Origin of the sequence: Runella aurantiaca (assembly GCF_003339505.1) — a bacterium.
Classification (GTDB): domain Bacteria; phylum Bacteroidota; class Bacteroidia; order Cytophagales; family Spirosomataceae; genus Runella; species Runella aurantiaca.
This window is the reverse complement of sequence record NZ_QPIW01000012.1, coordinates 34,013-52,431: the sequence shown is the minus strand read 5'-3', so window position 1 is coordinate 52,431 and position 18,419 is coordinate 34,013. Positions and strand designations below refer to the sequence as shown.

Genomic DNA, 18,419 nt, shown 5'->3' with positions numbered 1-18,419 from the left:
GGCAAAGGTAGCGACGCTTTTCGGAATTTGAAACGACAAACTACTAGTTCATTTGGCCGAAAAATAATCCCAAGCTGCTTTGGTTACTTCGGCAATGACTTTGTCGCTTTCTTTGTCGCTCAATTTGGTGTTTCCGTAAAAAATGGAAATGATAAAATGCTTACCGTTGGGCAAGGTCACGATGCCGATGTCGTTGGTGGCCGCCGTAATGCCTTCCTTGTTTGCTCCCGAAAGACCCGATTTGTGCGCAACGAGGGTTCCTGCGGGCAGCAATCCTTTGATTTTTCCGCTTCCGGTGTTGGCTTCGGTCAATACTTTCCACATAAAGGCGTGGCTGGCAGGCGAAAGAATTTTCTTTTGGTAAAATTTCTCCAATAATTGCACCGCCGACCAAGGAGTAGTCCAATTGGTAAACTGTGCACCTTCGGTTTTATGCATTTCTTCTTCTGTGGTACGGATCGAAACATCCGTCATGCCAATGCTCTTGATGTAGTTGTCAACCACTCTTGGCCCGCCCATAATTCTGAATAAAATGTCACAACCGTTGTTGTCGCTCTGGGCAACCGTAAATTGAATCAGTTCACTGAGGGGGATTTCTACGTTTCCATTGGGATATTTTTCGCGCAATGGACTCCACGTATCTGGCAGTAAATCTTTTTTCTGAATGAGGATTTTCTGGTTCAGTTTGAGATTTCCTTTATCAACCTGATTCAAAATGGCCAATCCTAGATGAAACTTGTACACACTTTGCATCGCAAAATGAACGTGATTGTTGAGCGTAAGCGTGTCTCGATTTTCCAACCCTAAAATCCCCACGCCCAATGTGCCATCGGTTTTAGAGGCGATTTGCTGGATTTTTTGTCTCAATGGGTCGATTTGGCCCATTGAAGAATGAGACATTAGGGCAATGAAAAGCGTAAAGAGTGTGGCTTTTAAAGTAGTGTTTTGCATGGATATTGGACTTGAAAAAAGAATAAAAACTTACATTTTACGAAAACTGACGGCACAACCGCCTCCTTTAGCTAAACGTAAATTCAGTGTTGTTTTGTTTGTAACGGTCATTTTTTCTATTGAATACGCCGCAGGATTGGTTTGCCAATCGGCATTCTCGGCATCTCGATAAATGGTAGCTTGATAAGTGGCGCCTTCTTCCAGAAAATTCAAGGGAAGCGCGGTTGTCCGGCTGTTTTCATCAGAAATAGCGCCCAAAAACCAGTTAGGTTTGCCTTTTTCCCGGCGAGCAATGGTGATATAATCGCCAGGTTCGGCCTCTAAAATTTGGGTGTCATCCCAATCTACGGGTACATCCTTAATGAATTGAAAAGCGTCTAAATGTTTATTGAAATTTTCGGGAAAATCACCCGCCATTTGCAGAGGGCTGTACATTGTCACGTACAGCGCCAATTGCTTGGCGAGGGTTGTTTTGACGCGCGTAGTACGGGTGGCGTCGTACTGGTTCAACTGAAAATGAAAAAAGCCGGGTGTATAGTCCATGGGCCCGCCCATCAACCGGGTAAAAGGCAATATGGTTTCGTGCTCGGGCACGAGGCCGAGTTTGGGGGCATTGTTAAACTCATTGCCGCGCGCAGCTTCGTTGGCCAGCCAGTTGGGATAGGTGCGGTGGAGGCCCGTGGGGTGCGCGGGTTCGTGGGCTTCTACCATGATTTTGTACTCCGCGGCTTTTTCGGCGACGCGCTGGTAATGATTGACCATCCATTGACCGTCGTGGTGCTCGCCCCGGGGAATGATTTTGCCGACATAACCCGTTTTGACGGTATTTATTTGGTGGTCGTTCATGTATTTGTAGGCTTTGTCCATCCAGCGTTCGTAGTTGGTGGCCGAGCCAGAGGTTTCGTGGTGCATGATGATTCGGACGCCCTTTTGCCGCGCGTAGGCCGTCAGTTCTTCCAAATTGTAGTCAGGGTAAGGGGTAATAAAATCAAACACATTTTCTTTCCAGTTGCCAAACCAATCTTCCCAACCTTCGTTCCAGCCTTCCACCAAAACACCGTCAAAACCGTGTTTTGCCGCAAAATCAATGTACGTTTTTACGTTGGCCGTGTTGGCCCCGTGTTTTCCGCCCGCTTTCTCCCAAGTGGCTTTCCCCACGTGCATTTCCCACCACATCCCGATGAATTTTTGCGGTTTTATCCACGAAACATCCGTGATTTTGGAAGGTTCGTTCAGATTGAGAATGAGCTTTGAAGCCAAAATGTCGGTCGCTTTATCGCTGACGTTGATGGTGCGCCAAGGCGTTTGAAAAGGCGTTTGCAGATAAGCTTTGTTGCCCACGGCATCAGGTACTAAGTGCGATGTAAGCGTAAACGTTTTTTTTTCCAACATCAAATGCATCACTGGATAGTTGACCAATGCCGCTTCGTGGAGGTTGATGTAAAGCCCCTGAGGCGTTTTGAGCATCAGCGGTGTTTGTATGGCATTGGGGCCGATGACAGACTTGAGCGCGATGTCGGTTTCTTTGGCCGCCGCCGCTACGGCGTTTACTTCGCTGAGTTTGGTGGTGTTATAAAGATATTCGTTGGTGTCATAATCGCCGGGAATCCAGAACGCTTTGTAGTCTCCCGCCAAATTAAACTGGGTCAACTCGTCGGCAACCACAAAATGCGTCAAATTTTCCTGTTTGGGAAATTCGTACCGAAAGCCGATACCCTCGTTAAACACCCGAAAATGTACCTTGACCAACACGCCTGATTTATCCTTCAGGAGTAGGCTGAGGGCTTTATAATGATTTCGAATGCGGTTTACTTCGCCCCAAACGGGCTGCCAAGTTTCGTCGGTCGTGGAGGAATCAACGGATATAATCCTGAATTGGGAAAGGGTAAGTTTGGGCCTGCTCAACGAAAAACCCAGAGAAGATGGCTCGATAAAAGTGTTGTTTTTGTAGCTGACGCGGTACTGTACATTGCCATTTGTAGCCAAGGTGGTGGTTAGCGCAACGAAATGATTTGGAGAGGTAACGGAAATAGATTGCTGTGCTTGCGGCAAAAAAGGGAGTAGAAGCCCCCCGACCACGTAGAGGACAGCTTTAAGGGTAAACGTATTCTTCATTTTATCATAGGTTTTGTTGGTTCATTTTAGACCCTTACCTTGGGTTGGGGATGGTCGCTTTTAAGCGATAGCGCAGCACTACCTTTTTGCCCGATATTTTTTCTAATACGGGTTTCAAAATCAGGTTGGCATTCTGTTTTGTTTGCTCCAAAATGCCCAAATCCAGCGCTGATTTTTGGATTTGTTTTTCGGCCTGTTGGTAGGCTTCTTGTACCAATTTTGCCTCTTCCGTAAAGGCATATTCGGTGTTGTAGACCTTTGATTTTGTATGGTCGATTTTATAGCTACACAACTCCGGCTCAGGCAAATGCACCACGACGGTGTCAGAGGCACTCGTGATGTCGGAGGTGGTGATTTTGGTTAAATCAATGCAGCCGATGGCTTCGCCTTGCACAATCAAAATGGCTTTGGGATTCGGAAACCACTGGAGTTTTTGTTCGTGTTCTACAATGTCCTTAAAATTGTACCTCACCAGCTCCAATTTTCCCATCGCTTGCACCTCTTCAAGCACCATGGCGTGGGTCGTTTCGGTCTCTCCAGCGGCACCGAGTGAAAACCATTTGCCAGTCTTCATACCTTCCCAAACCGAAATGATTCCAACGGTGAAAATCGCAAAAAGAAACAGACGCAGCAACAGACGAAGAACAGCACTCATAAGGGACGGGGATTTGAAAAGTAAAAGTAAGAAAGTTGAACCAAATTGTGACCGACAAACTATTTTCAACTTTTTAAATTTTTTTTTAATATTGATTGTCAGTGTGTTACATTGAAAATAGAGGTGCTTTGTAAAATCTGATAGTGCCTCAGTGCCAAATTTTAGTACCTTTGTATCCCGTAACCAGTCAAAAACTCACTGCTAATCATGGCTGCTAACGGGCAAAAAACCGCAAAATATATCTTCGTTACGGGCGGCGTAACGTCATCTTTGGGAAAGGGCATTATTGGCTCTTCCCTCGCAAAACTCCTTCAATCACGGGGATTGTCGGTCACTATCCAAAAATTCGATCCGTACATCAACGTTGATCCAGGTACACTCAATCCTTACGAACACGGCGAGTGCTACGTCACCGACGACGGTGCCGAAACTGACCTTGATTTAGGGCACTACGAACGCTATCTAAACGTACGTACTTCTCAGGCCAATAACGTCACCACTGGGCGCATCTATTACGATGTCATCATGCGGGAGCGTCGCGGCGATTTTTTGGGGAAAACGGTTCAAGTGGTCCCTCACATCACCGACGAAATCAAAAACCGAATGCTTTTGCTCGGCGAAACTGGCGAGTACGACGTAGTCATTACCGAAATCGGTGGATGTGTGGGCGATATTGAGTCGCTTCCGTTTCTGGAAGCGGTACGTCAGCTGAAGTTCGAATTGGGCGTCAACGACGCGCTTGTAATTCACCTGACCTTGATTCCGTATTTGAGTTCAGCGGGCGAGTTGAAAACCAAACCTACGCAGCACTCCGTCAGGATGTTGCAAGAGTCAGGTATTCAGCCCGACATTCTGGTGTGTCGCACGGAGCATCCGCTCCCGGTCGAAATGCGTAAAAAAATCGCGTTGTTCTGTAATGTTCAGCCTGCATCGGTGATTGAAGCCATGGACGCTTCCACGATTTACGATGTTCCACTTTTGATGAAAAGAGAGAGACTCGACCAACGTGTGCTTTACATGCTAGACATCTACGACGACAAAGACGTAGATTTGGATGCGTGGCAGGTATTTGTCGATCGACTCAAAAACCCCAAAAGTACGATTCGCATCGGCTTGGTAGGAAAATACGTGGAATTACACGATGCTTACAAATCCATCACCGAGTCATTCATTCATGCGGGAGCGGTCAATGAGTGTAAAGTGGAAATAGAATGGATTCACTCTGAGCATCTTACGCCAGATAATGCAGCCGAAAAAATGGCAGCGTTGGACGGAGTACTCGTAGCGCCAGGCTTTGGCGAGCGAGGAATTGAGGGCAAAATCGCGGCGGTGCAGTACGTACGCGAAAATAATATTCCGTTCTTCGGAATTTGTTTGGGAATGCAAATGGCGGTCATCGAATACGCCCGCAATGTGTTGGGCTGGGCCGATGCGCATTCAACCGAAATGGACAGTGAAACCGATCATGCCGTTATTGGGATGATGGAAGAGCAAAAAAGCATTACCAACAAAGGAGGAACGATGCGTTTGGGGGCATACGCCTGTAAATTGCAGCCGCTAACGTTGGCGCATAAAATCTACGGAAAATCAAACATCAGCGAGCGTCACCGCCACCGCTATGAGTTCAACAACCAGTTCCGCAAAGACTTCGAAAAAGCGGGCATGGTGTTGTCGGGAATTAATCCTGAGAATGACTTGGTGGAAGTGATTGAATTGCCGAAACACCCTTATTTTATCGGGGTGCAATACCACCCTGAGCTTAAAAGCACGGTGATGGCTCCGCATCCTCTGTTTGTTCATTTTGTAAAAGCGGCGTTGAACAATGCGAATCAAAAACGCGAAGTGGCTCAATTGCTCGTACCCGAAACCAACGAGTTGGTGGCTGAACAATAGAAGTTTTGGATTTAAAATACCTTAGTACTAAAAAAGCCGATGGTATCATCGGCTTTTTTAGTTGTATAAAATCGGCGGAGTGTCATTTTATCCCTCTTTTTCAAAATAGGTCAGCCAATCCACCCCAATTTTTTCTTGCGTCATGAACCTAACGCCTGGCGGCAAGAGCGGCGACGAAGTGCCTTTCCCGATGGGATTGGGGCTTTTTACAATACGGATTTCGTCAAAACGGCCATCATTCAGAAATGCTTGCAGTAATTGAGAACCGCCTTCCACCAGTACAGATTGAATTTTGCGGTGGTGGAGGTCGTCAAAAAAATGATCGAGGAACATATCATCAAAATTGATTTGTACAAATGTGGTTGCGCCTGCTGCTTCGTTGGTGAAGGCGTTGTAACAAATCGTTTTTTGTGAATTATCAAACAAATGAAGCGCACGAGGCAGTCGTAAGGTGCGGTCAAGCACGATTCGGACGGGATTGTGCCCCGCCCACAGCCGGGCGTTAAGTTGAGGGTTGTCGTTGAGGGCGGTGTTGGTTCCTACCAGAATGGCATCTTCTTGGGTGCGCCATTGGTGACTCAACGTGCGCGATTGTCGGCAACTGATGGCGAGTGGTTGTTTATCTTCGTCGGCGATGAATCCGTCGGCGGTTTCGGCCCACTTGAGAATGACGTAAGGGCGTTTTTTTTCAAAGAACGTAAGAAAGCGGGCGTTGAGTTTGCGGCCTTCTTCGTTCAATACGCCCGTCGTAACGTCAATTCCTGCGTCTCGTAATTTCTGAATTCCTTTTCCTGCCACGAGCGGATTAGGGTCATCGTTGCAAACAACGACTCGTTTTACCTGCTTTTCAATCAATAAATCGGCGCAAGGGGGCGTTTTGCCAAAATGTGAACAAGGTTCAAGGGTTACGTATATCGTAGATTCTGGTAGGAGAGAAGCCGCGTTTTGTGTTAGTGCGTCATTGACGGCGTTGACCTCGGCGTGCCAATCGCCATAGCGTTGGTGCCAACCTTCACCGATGATTCGGTCATTGTGTACAATCACACAGCCCACCATCGGATTGGGACTGACGCTGCCACGCCCAAGCGCCGCCAACTCCAACGCGCGGTGCATGTATACATTATCCAATATTGATAGAGAATCGGTCATCAGACATCATTCGTTTTTGAAGGAGACAAATTAACGAAACAAAAAGCCGGATTAAAAACCGGAACTTTCTACTTTTGCATCCCAACAGGAGCAAGCGTCTCCCTGATTCTCTAATTAATTCAAAAAATGGTTACCACAGTTATCGGCATCGGTCTCCTTGGCGGCTCGTATGCGCTTTCGTTACGGGATAAATACCCAAAAATGCATTTTATCGGGGTGGATGCTTCCGATGTTCACGGTCGTTTGGCGGTAGCCAAAGGCATTGTAGATGAGGTTCTTCCGATGGGAATAGCGATTCCTAATTCCGATTTGGTAGTGCTTGCTGTACCCGTCAATTATATCGTAGAACTGTTGCCGAGAGTATTGGATTTGATTTCTGATACCGCGACCGTGGTAGATTTGGGCTCAACCAAGCAGCTCATCTGTGAAGTGGCCGATGCGCACCCAAAACGCCATCGCTTTGTGGCCGCTCACCCGATGGCTGGAACCGAAAACTCAGGACCTTCAGCGGCGTTTCGGGAGTTGTTGCCCGAAAAAAACGTCATTTTGTGCGATTGTGAAAAAAGCGATGCCGATAGCGTAGCGCTGGTCGAAGCGCTTTTCAAAGATATCGGTATGAAAATTCATTACATGACGCCGGCGGAGCATGATTTGCACTTAGCGTACGTATCGCATTTGAGTCACGTAACGTCGTTTGCCTTAGGATATACGGTGTTGGAAAAAGAACGCGACGAGCAAAATATCTTCGACATGGCGAGTACAGGTTTCAGTTCGACGGTGCGTTTGGCAAAAAGTTCACCCGCGATGTGGGCACCCATTTTTGACCAAAACCGCGAAAATCTTTCGCGGGCGTTGGGAGATTATATTGAGTTTTTGCAACAATACAAAACATTCATTGACGACCGCGACATTAAGGCGAGTGTTGATTTTATGCAGAGAGCCAACGAAATTCGGCGCATCCTGTCGGGTATTGACCGCAAATAATCGGGTTCTCTATAGTTCTTTAGCAAATGTTCGGCGCATAACTCATTAGATTAAGCTATAAACTCGCTTAAATTTGTGACCGACATTTATAAACCATCCTGAATCGAGCCAACCAATCGCTATGACGAATCAATCTGTGAACCGGAATCAAATCCTTGATACTAAAAACGAAGAAGCATTGCTCGGTGGTGGGGCAAAACGCATTGAGCAACAACACAAAAAAGGCAAGCTGCACGCTCGCGAACGGGTTGAGTTGTTGATGGATGCGGGGTCGTTTGAAGAAATCGGCAAGTTTGTCATGCACCGTTGCAAAGACTTCGGTTTAGATAAAGAATATTATTTGGGCGACGGCGTCATCACGGGTTATGGCACCATCGACGGAAGGTTGGTGTACGTATTTGCGCAGGATTTTACGGTTTTTGGGGGCTCATTATCGGAAACCCACGCCGAAAAAATCTGTAAAATCATGGATTTAGCCATGAAAAATGGCGCGCCAGTCATTGGTCTCAATGACTCAGGTGGAGCCCGAATTCAGGAAGGGGTGTTGTCGTTGGCGGGCTATGCCGATATTTTTTACCGAAATACGCTGGCGTCGGGTGTTATTCCGCAGATTTCGGCTATTATGGGGCCGTGTGCGGGTGGTGCGGTGTATTCGCCAGCCATCACGGACTTTATTATGATGGTTGAAAATACCTCCTATATGTTTGTGACGGGGCCAAACGTAGTCAAGACCGTGACGCACGAAGATGTAACTTCGGAAGAACTGGGCGGGGCCATGACCCACGCTACCAAATCTGGAGTGACGCACTTTGTGAGCGCCAACGAGGTGGAGTGTATTGCTGATATTCGCCGACTCTTGAGTTATATTCCCCAAAATTGTGAGGAAGACGTGCCCATGCTTCCGTATACGGGTGGGGATGAAAAACGCCTTAAACTGAACACACTGATTCCAGAAAATCCCAACCAGCCCTACGACATGCGCGAGGTGATTGACGAAATTGTGGACGCGGGCAGTTTTTGGGAAGTGCACAAATATTTTGCCGAAAATATCGTCGTGGGCTTTGCCCGTTTGGGTGGCCGTAGTATCGGAATTGTAGCCAATCAGCCCGCGGTTTTGGCGGGAGTTTTAGACATTGATTCCAGTACCAAAGGGGCGCGGTTTGTGCGTTTTTGTGATAGTTTCAACATCCCTCTGCTGGTGTTGGAAGATGTGCCCGGCTTTTTGCCTGGGACCGATCAGGAATGGAACGCCATCATCACCAACGGCGCCAAGCTGCTGTACGCATTCTGCGAAGCAACGGTGCCGCGCGTAACGGTCATTACCCGCAAAGCCTACGGCGGAGCTTACGACGTGATGAACTCAAAACACATCGGTGCGGATATGAACTACGCTTGGCCGACGGCCGAAATCGCTGTGATGGGGGCAAGTGGAGCGGCGGAGATTATCTTTAAAAAAGAGATTGCTGAAGCAGAAGACCCAGCGGCCAAATTGCAGGAAAAAGTACAGGAATATACCACAAAGTTTGCCAACCCGTACCGTGCGGCGCACAGGGGCTACATTGATGAAGTAATTTATCCCGAACAGACCAGAGAAAAACTAATGCGAGCGTTTAAAATGCTTGAAAACAAAGTGGCAACCCTTCCCAAGAAAAAACACGGAAATATCCCATTGTAGCATTCTGAGAAAAGGGAAATCACTCCAACGGCTGACTGAAAATCAAATTTGCGGTTTCTTGGCTGCATGAAACTCTGTCGGGTATTTGGTTTTCAGCTTTCCGGGGGTGATTTTGTATCTCTTTTTAAACACCATTATGAATTTAATGGGTTCAGAGTAACCCAACAATTCCGAAACCTCTTTGACCGAATACTCCTCATTTTCAATCAAAACTTTTGCCTGCTTTAGTTTTTGTGTTTTAAAGTACTGATAATAAGGTTCTTGGTAAATTTTCTTAAAGATTGTCTTAAACTTAGAAGGGCTAAGCCCTAGTCGTTCAGAGGCTTCTTGAACCGAGGGGATTTTGTTGGTGATATGACTCGTGACCTCCTTATGCAGGCTTGACAACTGCTCAATAATACTCAAATTTACCTTTTTAACGGGCGTAGGGAGGGATTTTTGAGAAGATGAAAAAATATTGTCGGCGTCTTTTTTATCTTGAAAACAACTGAATGAAATTTCTCTTTGTAAGAGAAGATGAAAGACTGTTTCCGCATCTTTCTTTAAAATTCTAATTTCTAACGTTGGACTCTCTCCATCGTTATTTGTTAATTCTTCAGAGGGTAAAGCGCTCATTCTAATTGATGGCAGTTAGAGGTTAAATGAAAAATTACCATGTTTTTCTTCATCGTTGAGTAGTAATTTTTTTTCATTCTGACTCGCTTGCTAATACTGTTTCAGTGATGTTTTGTATTTTAAACGGCATTTTTAGTGCCACATTCAATGTACAAAACGACTTAATAGAATTATTTATGGTTATCTACTTTTTTATTTAATCATCTGAGTCACATACAAAAACATTTAAAATAATCAAGTTATTAACTTGTTTGAATATCTACTGGGATATGAATTCTGTTTGTACTCCTGCGCTGTTGAAGCAAATACAATGATTAGATGGTTATTTTGTTTATTTTAGTGATGAAAATTTAGAATATATCTAAAATTAAACAAAATTACTTTAATTTGTCTCAAAGGTATATTTTTTAATTGCTTTCAAAAAAAGAATTTTCCCCAAAAATCTAATTATGTTTAATCTAATTAAACATAATTAGGGCTTTGAACATCGTAGTAAGAGACTCTCCCGAGGTTATTGGGTGAACTAACGTAAAATTTGAATCGCGCTATAAAAGTCAAAAACATGAATACAATCCCTATGAAGGAACGAAATTAAAGAATAGGGCAAGTAGATAGGTCAGCGTCTTATCAGTTTCTCATCAATACGCTGCAATACATCGGCTCTGAGGGTGCGACTGAGCGGAAGTTTTTCGTTGCCAATGTGTACCTCATTGCCTTCGATACGGTCAATCTTGGCAATGGGAACAAGGTAAGATTTATGAATCTTGACAAATTGCTCGGTAGGTAAATACTCCTCCAAACCCTTCATTGTCAGGTAGGTGATGTATTTTCGTTGGGTGGTCTGAATGATGATGTAGTTTTCTAATGCCTTGACATATAGTAAATCACGTAGTTCTATACGCTCAATGTTGCCGTCGCATTTTACAAAAAAGTAGTCAATCGTCGGCGACGAAGCTTTGTTTTTTTGCTCAAAGAGCGCCTTGGCCTTTAGGGCGGACTTCAGAAAACGGTCAATCGAAATCGGTTTTAGTAAATAATCCAACACGTCCAATTCAAATCCTTCGATTGCATAAGTTGGATAGGCCGTGGTGATAATAACCACAGGCGGATTAGTAAGCTTTTTGAGTAATTCGAACCCGCTCATTTGGGGCATTTCAATGTCTAAAAATAGTAAATCCACCGAATATTGTACCATTAGATTAATGGCTTTTAAAGGGCTTTCGGCTTGACCAACAAGCTGCAACCAGTCAAATTCTTCGATATATTCCCGTAGGATTTTACGGGCTATGGGTTCGTCATCCACAATAAGACAGTTGATTTTCATAGGGCGTTTTCGGAATTTATAACACAATACTTAATTCAACGCTAAATACATCGCTCTCCTCAGAAATTTTCAGTGAGTGGTGCTGAGGATAGAGTAATTCGAGGCGGCGTTTTACGTTGGCAATCCCGATACCTCCTGAGCCATAAATTGGGTTTGTAGGGTGCTGATTTTTGGAATTTTCACACTTGAAAATTAAAAGGTTTTCGTTTCTAAAAAGTTGAATATCAATATGATTGTGTTTGTTTTCGTGGTTGCTGACATACTTAAACGCATTTTCTACAAAAGGTGAAAAAAGCAGAGGAGCTACTGTGATGCCAGTGATATTTTCGTTGGGAGTAAAATGTACGTTGAGATTGTCATTTTTTCGTAATCTTTGCAGAATAACGTAATTTTTTAAGTAGTCGATTTCTTTTTCAATGGACACTTTTTCTACGTTACATTCATACAATTGATAGCGCAATAAATCTGAAAATTGCAGGACGAGTTGTCGCGCTTCGGGGTTTGTTTTGTGGATAGAGCCGTAAATCAGGTTGAGCGTATTGAAGACAATGTGCGGATTTATCTGCGATTTTAGATACTGCAATTCGGTGGCTAATTGTTCATTTTTGATTTTTTGGACTATTTCTCGCTGATAAAACCATTCTCGACTCAGCCATATTGCCATGCTGAAAATGGCGTAAAAAACGGCAATAGATACGTTGTAAAATGCATTGGTGAGCAGCGACCGCCGCTCTATATCCCCCAAAACATATCCGTAGAGATACATATCGTGCAGATTTTTGAGTACTACATATCCCAAAACAACGCCTGAAAGGGTCAGAAAATACAATCCATATCGTTTGTTGTTAAAAAAACGAGGAATCAATACCCATAAATTGCCGTAGATAACCCCCGCCAAAAGAATGTTCCGGACCAATAACTCACCCACAAAATCACCGAAACTCAATTTATAGATGATATAACTCCGATTGTAGGCATGGAAAGAAATGGTTGCAATCCAAAAGAGAACATGGTCGAGGCGGTATCTGAAGAATTTTTCCATGGTGAAAGTTAGGAAATTAGGGTATTCAGAAACAAAAAAGTTACGTCAAACGATAAAAAGACGTGACATCAAGAATTTTCAACCTGTTACCAAACTATTTTCATTGATACGCCTTGTTTTTGTTGATTTGAATTGTCAAACACAGCGGGATAAAGATATGAAATGGCAACTTATATGGGTGTATTTATTGGCAGCGCTGACTACGGTTGCCCATCCAGGTATCGGCATAGTTCAAAACTCAAAGGGTGAGATTTTTTACACGGATACCGAGCGTATCTGGAAAGTTTCGCCCGACGGAAACTCGAAAACGCTAGTTGTTCCCAATGTGCATACCCACGAACTCTACATGGATGCCCAAGATAATCTTTACGGTGAACATCTGTGGTACGAAGGAGAAACAACAAATAAATGGGGGCATTATGTCTGGAAATACGATGCGAGAGGGAAGTTTAGCAAAGTGCGCCCTGCTGCCGAAGGTTTTTTGCGAAATTATAGCTTTGTGCGTGATACGGCAGGCTGTATGTATTGGCTGGTGAGCAGCAAAAACGGCAGCGATTGGATGAAAATGTCGCCCAACCAAAAAATTGAATGGCTTGCCACGGTGCCCACCAAAGATGTGCGCAGTCAGTTTTGTGGCAAAGACGGTACTTTTTATTACGTTGACGACAACGATTTGTGCAAGATAGTGGGAAATAAAGCCCGAGTGGTGGCGCTGGATTTAGACGGAATCACGGGCGAAGACCCGAAACGAAAACCGAACAACAGCATTTATGGGGTGTGGGATGACCCTGTGGGTAACGTTTACATAGCCGTAACCTCTAAAAAAATGGTTAAAAAAGTAACCTGTGATGGTCGGGTGTTCGTGGTGTATAAAAGCCCTTTTAGTTGGATGCCTACGGGTGGGGTTGTTGACAAAAAAGGTAATCTTTGGATTTTGGAAACCAATCAATTGAATGTTGTTCGTGTGGTAAAGTCTTAAAAATTAGCCTAATGAAGAAAGTATTTTTTTTATTCGTAACATCTTTGTCAATGTTTATTAACGGCTATTCACAAACATCGTCCATATTTGGCTTTTTTGTGGGAAGTAGCCCGTGCGGAAACGTAATCAGGCCGTTGCTGAATATGCCCTTAACGGCCGAATGTGAATTTACCAAATGGAAAATCATGCTCCATCAGGATTCAGCTACGCGGGCTCCCACCACCTTCAATATAAGCTGTGTCTATGGAATAGGGCAGCCAAACACTTCTGGATTTGTGGGGGGCGGAACCAAAGTAGAAATAGCAGGAAAATGGGCCATCGTAAAAGGTTCGAAGACAGATTCGGAAGCGGTAGTGTATCAATTAAATCCAGACCAGCCCGAAAAGTCGGTGTCGTTTGTGAAACTGGAGGACAACGTTATCCACTTGTTATACAGTGACAAAAGTTTGATGATTGGCAATTCAGGTCAAAGTTATACCTTCAATAAAATCAAAAACAGACCATGAAAAAGCTGCTCTTTTTTTTCCTTTTAGGCATAGCGTCGGCGGAGGTTGGTGCCCAAAATGTACCGTCGTCCATCACCTCAACGCGGGTTTTTGCGACGGGAGCGGGCGTGATGGGGATTTTTGAGGGAAGGTGCCCGTGTCAGGAATTGGCAACACTTCTAAAGGCGTCGGTATCGGCCGAATGTTTTAAGACCAAATGGTCGCTTACGTTGCTTCAAGACCCGCAAACGCGGCAACCTACTACTTATGAATTGGACGGGAGTTTTTACCGAGCCAATCGTCGTAAAGGAAGTTGGTCGATTGTGCAAGGCACAAAAAATGACCCCAACACGGTGGTTTACCAACTGGAATCCGACAATCCCGACGAAACTGTTTATCTAATGAAAGGTGATGAAAATGTCCTTTTTTTTCTGGATAAAAATAAAAACCTGTTGGTCGGAAATGAGCTGTTTAGTTATACGCTCAACCGTGTTGAACGAAAAATAAAAACTGATTAACTGCATTTTAAACTTCCTTCCTATGAAAACACAACGATTTGCGCTGTTTATGTGCCTGCTCAATGTAGGTCTACTGTTTTTTCTTGCCGCCAAGCCGCGCCATGAAGTGTACGAAAAAATCACGGTTCGAGCGTTTGAATTGGTGGATAAAAAAGGCGTAGCCCGCGTCTCTATTCAATCCTACGACGACGGAGAAGTGGTTTTTAGAATGAAGGATGCCAAAGGCGCCATACGCGTAAAAATGGGGGCAGGTGAAGCTGGCTCAGGCTTGGTTCTTTTAAATGATGCCACCGAACCTGGAATTCATGCCTTGGCCCAAAAGAAAGGCACTAGCATTACGATGACCGACAAAGACGGGAAGAAGAAAGCGCTGTAAATTTTATTTGGGGCTTCATGCAACACTTTAAAAAAATCCCACTCTTTGCTGTAACTAATTTTAAAAAGGAGAGTATCCACCATAAAGCCATTTCTCATAACCACTAAATACAGCCATACCAACCCAATTCACAGCCAACTACTCTAAACAATGAAACAGCTATTCTTACTAGCCCTTTGCATGGGGCTGATGGGGACTTCTTTTGCCCAAAAATCAAAAATTACGGGTTTCGTCCTTGATTCCACCGCCCGCAAACCCGTTGAGTTCGCCACCGTTGCCCTGATGAAAGACACCAAAATCGTGGAAGGTACAACGTCTGATGTAACAGGAAAGTTTACGTTTTCAAAAGTGTCAGAAGGGGTCTATCAAGTAAAGATTACGTTTGTGGGGTACAAGGACAAAACCCTACTGAATGTGGCCGTTACAGCCGACAATGACTTGGATTTAGGCGTTTTGCCGTTTGCGCAGACAGCCCAACAACTCAACGAAGTAACGGTGGTGGAACAAAAAGCATTGTTTGAAGACAGGCCCGACCGTTTGGTGTATAATGCTGAAAAAGACATCACCATTAAAGGCGGAAATGCGGGCGATGTGTTGCGCAAAATTCCTTCGATTGCGGTAGATTTGGACGGTAATGTGGAATTGCGCGGAAGTTCCAACATCAAGGTGTTAATCAACAACAAACCTTCTAATTTGATGGCCAAGAGCATTGCCGAAGTGCTCAAACTCATTCCCGCCGACGACATCAAACAAATTGAGGTAATCACCTCGCCGTCTGCTAAATACGATGCCGAAGGAACCGCAGGAATCATCAATATCATTACCAAACGGAACAATTTACAAGGCATCAACGGAAAAGCAACTACGTCGTTTGGCCGCTGGAATGACAATTACAACGGCTCGCTCAATTATCGCAAAAAAAGCTTTGGAATTTCGGCCCGGGGTGGTTTCAACAAATGGCGAAATTTGGGAGAAAATTACACGAGACGAGTCACCACCGTTGAAAATTATAAAACGGAATTGCTTCAAAATACCTATTTCAGAGGCGGCGGCGAAAACATGAACGGGACCATTTCGGCAGAGTGGGACATTGATTCCCTCAATCGCCTGAGTGCCGGACTCAATTTTTACGATGGCAAAAATGCCATGAACTTCGATTACATCAACAATTTCACGAGCAGCAGCGAAAAAACGCTTTTTACCCGAAAATTGTATCGTATCTACGACTGGGACGGCGGCACGCTGAATGTAGATTACAACAAGACGTTCAAAAAGCCGAAAAAAGAGTTTAATGTGCTGACGATGTTTTCCAAAGAAGCCGAAGACAGTTATTATAATCTCGACCAATTGAATGCCGAAAACGCCGTCTACTACCGCGAAAAAAGCCCCAACGCCAGTCGAAACTACGAAGGAACGGTGCAAATTGATTTTACAAATCCGTTGGACAGCGTCAGCACCTTGGAAATGGGAACAAAAGCTATTTTACGAAACGTAAAAAGTGATTATCGCGTAGCCACGGCCCTCGACGGTTCTTCCAATTTTACGGATGTACCCGCTTTGGCCAATGTATTTGACTATAATCAGCAGGTGGCCTCTACCTACATTGCCTATTCGCGTACTTCCAAAAACAAATGGGGAATCAACGCCGGGGCGCGGTATGAGCACACGTTTATTCAGGCCGCTTTTTTGTCGGGAACCGTGCCGTTTTCTAATAATTACGGCAATATCATTCCCAACGTCAGTTTGTCAAGAAATCTGCCTAAAAACCAGAAATTGAAATTGAGCTATTCACAACGTATTCAGCGCCCGATGTTGTGGTTTTTGAATCCGTACGCCAACGCCAGCGAGCCGAAAATGACGTATTCAGGAAACCCGTATCTGAAACCCGAACTCACCCATAGCGCCGAAGCCAGCTACAACGTATATATCAAAGAGTCGTCGGTCAATGCGGTGTTTTTCATGCGCCAAACCAACAACGCTCTGGAACGTATCCGCACCGTTGACAGCGAAGGCAATGCCAATATTACCTTTCAAAATATCGCGCAGAATATTTCTTACGGACTTACTTTGAGCGGAACGGCCAAAATCAAGAAGAAATTTTCAACCAATGGCTCATTCAACCTCTATTATAACGTATTGAATAGCCCCGCTTTGCAGGCAAGCAATGCCAACTGGATGTACCGTGTCAACCTGAATTCAACCTATGATTTCGGTAAAGGTTTCAAAGCGCAGTTTTTCGGGTTTTTCAATTCTCCGCGCGTGATGTTGCAGGGGAAAATGAGTGGCTATGCCTATTATAACATTGCTTTACAGAAAGAAGTATTGAAGAAAAAAGGCTCAATCAGTGCCGGATTGGATAACTTCTTTGCTCCTTTTATTGAACAAAAAATGTCGTTCTCTTCCCCCACTTTTGTGCAGGAAGGCGGCAGTAAATTCTTTAATCGCGGCTGGAGAGTCAGTTTTTCGTATGAATTCGGTAAAATGACCAACGCGCCCCAACGCCAGAAAAAGAGCATCAATAACGATGATAAGAAGGGTGGGGAGAATTAAACTTCCCGCCATTTTTAAAGTTATCGGCTATACACATTATTTCTGATTCTTAAAGTCGGTAATGGTATGTCCAACTGCCCGTCTGGAGTCATAACGATATACTCCATCAAATGAGCCAAACCAAATACTGCCATCATTCGCTTCTAAAATCCCAAACAGGTTGAGTGATTGGGTTATTTCAATGACCGTTGGCTTTTTACCGGAGGATGACTTTTCATCATAACGAGAAAGTACCCAAATTCCATTCACATTTTTTCCACTGGTCCAAATGTTCCCTTTTTTATCTTCGTAAACATAACCAACAAAATTCTCGGTGAAAGTGGTAGATGTACTGCCGTCATAGCGCCAAAGGCCATCGCTTCCTCCAAGCCAAATATTGCCTTTTTTATCTTCGATGATAGACCAAACATTCCTAAAAGTGCTGCCGTTCACAGTAAAAATTGTAAATATTTTTCCATCATAAATGCAGGCATTGCCTCCTGTGCCAAGCCACAACTTCCCTGTTTTGTCTTCAATAATAGAACTAATCCAATTATCGGGCAGTCCTCCTTTAGTTGTGAAATTTCGAAAAGATTTTCCATTATAACAACTTGCTCCACTGCTGGTACCGAACCAAATATTGCCGGTTCTATCTTCATACATACAAATAATCTGATTACTGGGAAGTCCGTCCTCGGTGGTGAAATGTTGAATGGATTTCTCAACCGGATCGTAATAGTAAGCACCTGAGCCATTATTACCGAACCAAAAATTTCCCTTTCTATCTTCTAACACAGAAAAGAAGCGATTGGGACTCAAGTCGCCTGTGATATTGGTAAACGATTTTCCAACTGTCTGGTTGGAATCGTATCGAATAATCCCTTCGTTTGAAGCAAGCCAAATGTTTCCTTTTCTATCTTGCCTGATGGTACGAACCGATGTGTTAGGTCCGTAAGAGGTGATTACGCCTTTGTTTTTGTACTCGGTATGACCGGTTGGTAATTCAGTTTTGTTTTGTGCGTTACAGAAACTGCAAAAAACAAACATCAGCAACGGAGCAACTGATTTTGCGTATTTTATCATCATTCCTTTTTGATTTTCAACAAACCTACCGGTTTTATGCTGAGCT

At 44.3% G+C, this 18,419-nt stretch carries 16 protein-coding genes; 8 read left to right on the top strand and 8 right to left on the bottom strand.

What is annotated here, in order from left to right:
- Positions 1-48 precede the first annotated feature (48 nt).
- Genes bla through DVG78_RS15545 form a run of 3 tightly spaced genes read right to left on the bottom strand, consistent with a single transcriptional unit; the run spans position 49 to position 3,721 of the window.
- Positions 49-951: a class A beta-lactamase, subclass A2 gene (bla, locus tag DVG78_RS15555; RefSeq protein ID WP_114461987.1), complete on the bottom strand. Its 903-nt coding sequence runs from the start codon at positions 949-951 to the stop codon at positions 49-51.
- A 30-nt stretch (positions 952-981) separates the two neighbouring features.
- Entirely contained in the window at positions 982-3,066 is a 2,085-nt protein-coding gene (locus DVG78_RS15550) for a glycoside hydrolase family 97 protein (RefSeq protein ID WP_114461986.1), read from the bottom strand.
- A 34-nt stretch (positions 3,067-3,100) separates the two neighbouring features.
- The gene (locus tag DVG78_RS15545) at positions 3,101-3,721 is read right to left on the bottom strand and encodes a DUF4230 domain-containing protein (protein ID WP_114461985.1); all 621 of its coding nucleotides are present in this window, start codon (positions 3,719-3,721) and stop codon (positions 3,101-3,103) included.
- Positions 3,722-3,928: 207 nt separating this feature from the next.
- On the opposite strand from DVG78_RS15545, the gene pyrG reads away from it, so the two are divergent.
- The gene (pyrG, locus tag DVG78_RS15540) at positions 3,929-5,614 is read left to right on the top strand and encodes a CTP synthase (protein ID WP_114461984.1); all 1,686 of its coding nucleotides are present in this window, start codon (positions 3,929-3,931) and stop codon (positions 5,612-5,614) included.
- A gap of 87 nt (positions 5,615-5,701) precedes the next feature.
- On the opposite strand, the gene ribD is transcribed toward pyrG, so the two are convergent.
- The gene (gene ribD / locus DVG78_RS15535; RefSeq protein WP_114461983.1) at positions 5,702-6,763 is read right to left on the bottom strand and encodes a bifunctional diaminohydroxyphosphoribosylaminopyrimidine deaminase/5-amino-6-(5-phosphoribosylamino)uracil reductase RibD; all 1,062 of its coding nucleotides are present in this window, start codon (positions 6,761-6,763) and stop codon (positions 5,702-5,704) included.
- Between the two features lie 126 nt (positions 6,764-6,889).
- Here ribD and DVG78_RS15530 point away from each other — a divergent pair, with 126 nt between their 5' ends.
- Complete coding sequence (locus DVG78_RS15530; protein ID WP_114461982.1) at positions 6,890-7,747, top strand: prephenate dehydrogenase; 858 nt, start codon at positions 6,890-6,892, stop codon at positions 7,745-7,747.
- A gap of 121 nt (positions 7,748-7,868) precedes the next feature.
- Positions 7,869-9,422 carry an acyl-CoA carboxylase subunit beta gene (locus tag DVG78_RS15525; RefSeq protein WP_114461981.1) on the top strand — a complete coding sequence of 518 codons (1,554 nt, stop codon included), beginning with the start codon at positions 7,869-7,871 and terminating at the stop codon, positions 9,420-9,422.
- Between the two features lie 42 nt (positions 9,423-9,464).
- Here the strand turns inward: DVG78_RS15525 and DVG78_RS15520 are convergent, their stop codons facing one another.
- The 3 genes from DVG78_RS15520 to DVG78_RS15510 form a co-directional block, all read right to left on the bottom strand.
- The gene (locus DVG78_RS15520; protein ID WP_114461980.1) at positions 9,465-10,037 is read right to left on the bottom strand and encodes a helix-turn-helix domain-containing protein; all 573 of its coding nucleotides are present in this window, start codon (positions 10,035-10,037) and stop codon (positions 9,465-9,467) included.
- A 616-nt stretch (positions 10,038-10,653) separates the two neighbouring features.
- Positions 10,654-11,361, bottom strand: a complete 708-nt coding sequence (locus DVG78_RS15515; RefSeq protein ID WP_114461979.1) for a LytR/AlgR family response regulator transcription factor — start codon at positions 11,359-11,361, stop codon at positions 10,654-10,656.
- 16 nt (positions 11,362-11,377) lie between these two features.
- Positions 11,378-12,403, bottom strand: a complete 1,026-nt coding sequence (locus tag DVG78_RS15510) for a sensor histidine kinase (protein WP_114461978.1) — start codon at positions 12,401-12,403, stop codon at positions 11,378-11,380.
- A gap of 157 nt (positions 12,404-12,560) precedes the next feature.
- Here DVG78_RS15510 and DVG78_RS15505 point away from each other — a divergent pair, with 157 nt between their 5' ends.
- The 5 genes from DVG78_RS15505 to DVG78_RS15485 all read left to right on the top strand — a co-directional run bounded on the left by DVG78_RS15505 (position 12,561) and on the right by DVG78_RS15485 (position 17,311).
- Positions 12,561-13,382: an NHL repeat-containing protein gene (locus DVG78_RS15505; protein WP_147277095.1), complete on the top strand. Its 822-nt coding sequence runs from the start codon at positions 12,561-12,563 to the stop codon at positions 13,380-13,382.
- 11 nt (positions 13,383-13,393) lie between these two features.
- Entirely contained in the window at positions 13,394-13,888 is a 495-nt protein-coding gene (locus DVG78_RS15500; protein WP_147277094.1) for a hypothetical protein, read from the top strand.
- On the top strand, positions 13,885-14,385 hold the full coding sequence (locus DVG78_RS15495; RefSeq protein ID WP_114461975.1) for a copper resistance protein NlpE N-terminal domain-containing protein: 501 nt from the start codon (positions 13,885-13,887) through the stop codon (positions 14,383-14,385). The genes DVG78_RS15500 and DVG78_RS15495 overlap by 4 nt, the downstream gene beginning before the upstream one ends.
- A gap of 22 nt (positions 14,386-14,407) precedes the next feature.
- Positions 14,408-14,761, top strand: coding sequence for a hypothetical protein (locus DVG78_RS15490; RefSeq protein ID WP_114461974.1), 354 nt, complete (start codon positions 14,408-14,410; stop codon positions 14,759-14,761).
- 150 nt (positions 14,762-14,911) lie between these two features.
- Positions 14,912-17,311 carry a TonB-dependent receptor gene (locus DVG78_RS15485; RefSeq protein WP_114461973.1) on the top strand — a complete coding sequence of 800 codons (2,400 nt, stop codon included), beginning with the start codon at positions 14,912-14,914 and terminating at the stop codon, positions 17,309-17,311.
- Positions 17,312-17,347: 36 nt separating this feature from the next.
- Here DVG78_RS15485 and DVG78_RS15480 read toward each other — a convergent pair whose 3' ends face one another.
- Entirely contained in the window at positions 17,348-18,376 is a 1,029-nt protein-coding gene (locus DVG78_RS15480; RefSeq protein ID WP_229598239.1) for a ligand-binding sensor domain-containing protein, read from the bottom strand.
- Positions 18,377-18,419 lie beyond the last annotated feature (43 nt).

Excerpts from the sequence above, each read along its gene's own strand:
- DVG78_RS15505 (WP_147277095.1), top strand. The coding sequence starts at position 12,561 with ATGAAATGGCAACTTATATGGGTGTATTTATTGGCAGCGCTGACTACG.
- DVG78_RS15545 (WP_114461985.1), bottom strand. The coding sequence starts at position 3,721 with ATGAGTGCTGTTCTTCGTCTGTTGCTGCGTCTGTTTCTTTTTGCGATT.
- DVG78_RS15485 (WP_114461973.1), top strand. The coding sequence starts at position 14,912 with ATGAAACAGCTATTCTTACTAGCCCTTTGCATGGGGCTGATGGGGACT.
- DVG78_RS15490 (WP_114461974.1), top strand. The coding sequence starts at position 14,408 with ATGAAAACACAACGATTTGCGCTGTTTATGTGCCTGCTCAATGTAGGT.
- ribD (WP_114461983.1), bottom strand. The coding sequence starts at position 6,763 with ATGACCGATTCTCTATCAATATTGGATAATGTATACATGCACCGCGCG.
- DVG78_RS15530 (WP_114461982.1), top strand. The coding sequence starts at position 6,890 with ATGGTTACCACAGTTATCGGCATCGGTCTCCTTGGCGGCTCGTATGCG.
- DVG78_RS15525 (WP_114461981.1), top strand. The coding sequence starts at position 7,869 with ATGACGAATCAATCTGTGAACCGGAATCAAATCCTTGATACTAAAAAC.
- bla (WP_114461987.1), bottom strand. The coding sequence starts at position 951 with ATGCAAAACACTACTTTAAAAGCCACACTCTTTACGCTTTTCATTGCC.
- pyrG (WP_114461984.1), top strand. The coding sequence starts at position 3,929 with ATGGCTGCTAACGGGCAAAAAACCGCAAAATATATCTTCGTTACGGGC.
- DVG78_RS15480 (WP_229598239.1), bottom strand. The coding sequence starts at position 18,376 with ATGATGATAAAATACGCAAAATCAGTTGCTCCGTTGCTGATGTTTGTT.
- DVG78_RS15550 (WP_114461986.1), bottom strand. The coding sequence starts at position 3,066 with ATGAAGAATACGTTTACCCTTAAAGCTGTCCTCTACGTGGTCGGGGGG.
- DVG78_RS15520 (WP_114461980.1), bottom strand. The coding sequence starts at position 10,037 with ATGAGCGCTTTACCCTCTGAAGAATTAACAAATAACGATGGAGAGAGT.
- DVG78_RS15510 (WP_114461978.1), bottom strand. The coding sequence starts at position 12,403 with ATGGAAAAATTCTTCAGATACCGCCTCGACCATGTTCTCTTTTGGATT.
- DVG78_RS15515 (WP_114461979.1), bottom strand. The coding sequence starts at position 11,361 with ATGAAAATCAACTGTCTTATTGTGGATGACGAACCCATAGCCCGTAAA.
- DVG78_RS15495 (WP_114461975.1), top strand. The coding sequence starts at position 13,885 with ATGAAAAAGCTGCTCTTTTTTTTCCTTTTAGGCATAGCGTCGGCGGAG.
- DVG78_RS15500 (WP_147277094.1), top strand. The coding sequence starts at position 13,394 with ATGAAGAAAGTATTTTTTTTATTCGTAACATCTTTGTCAATGTTTATT.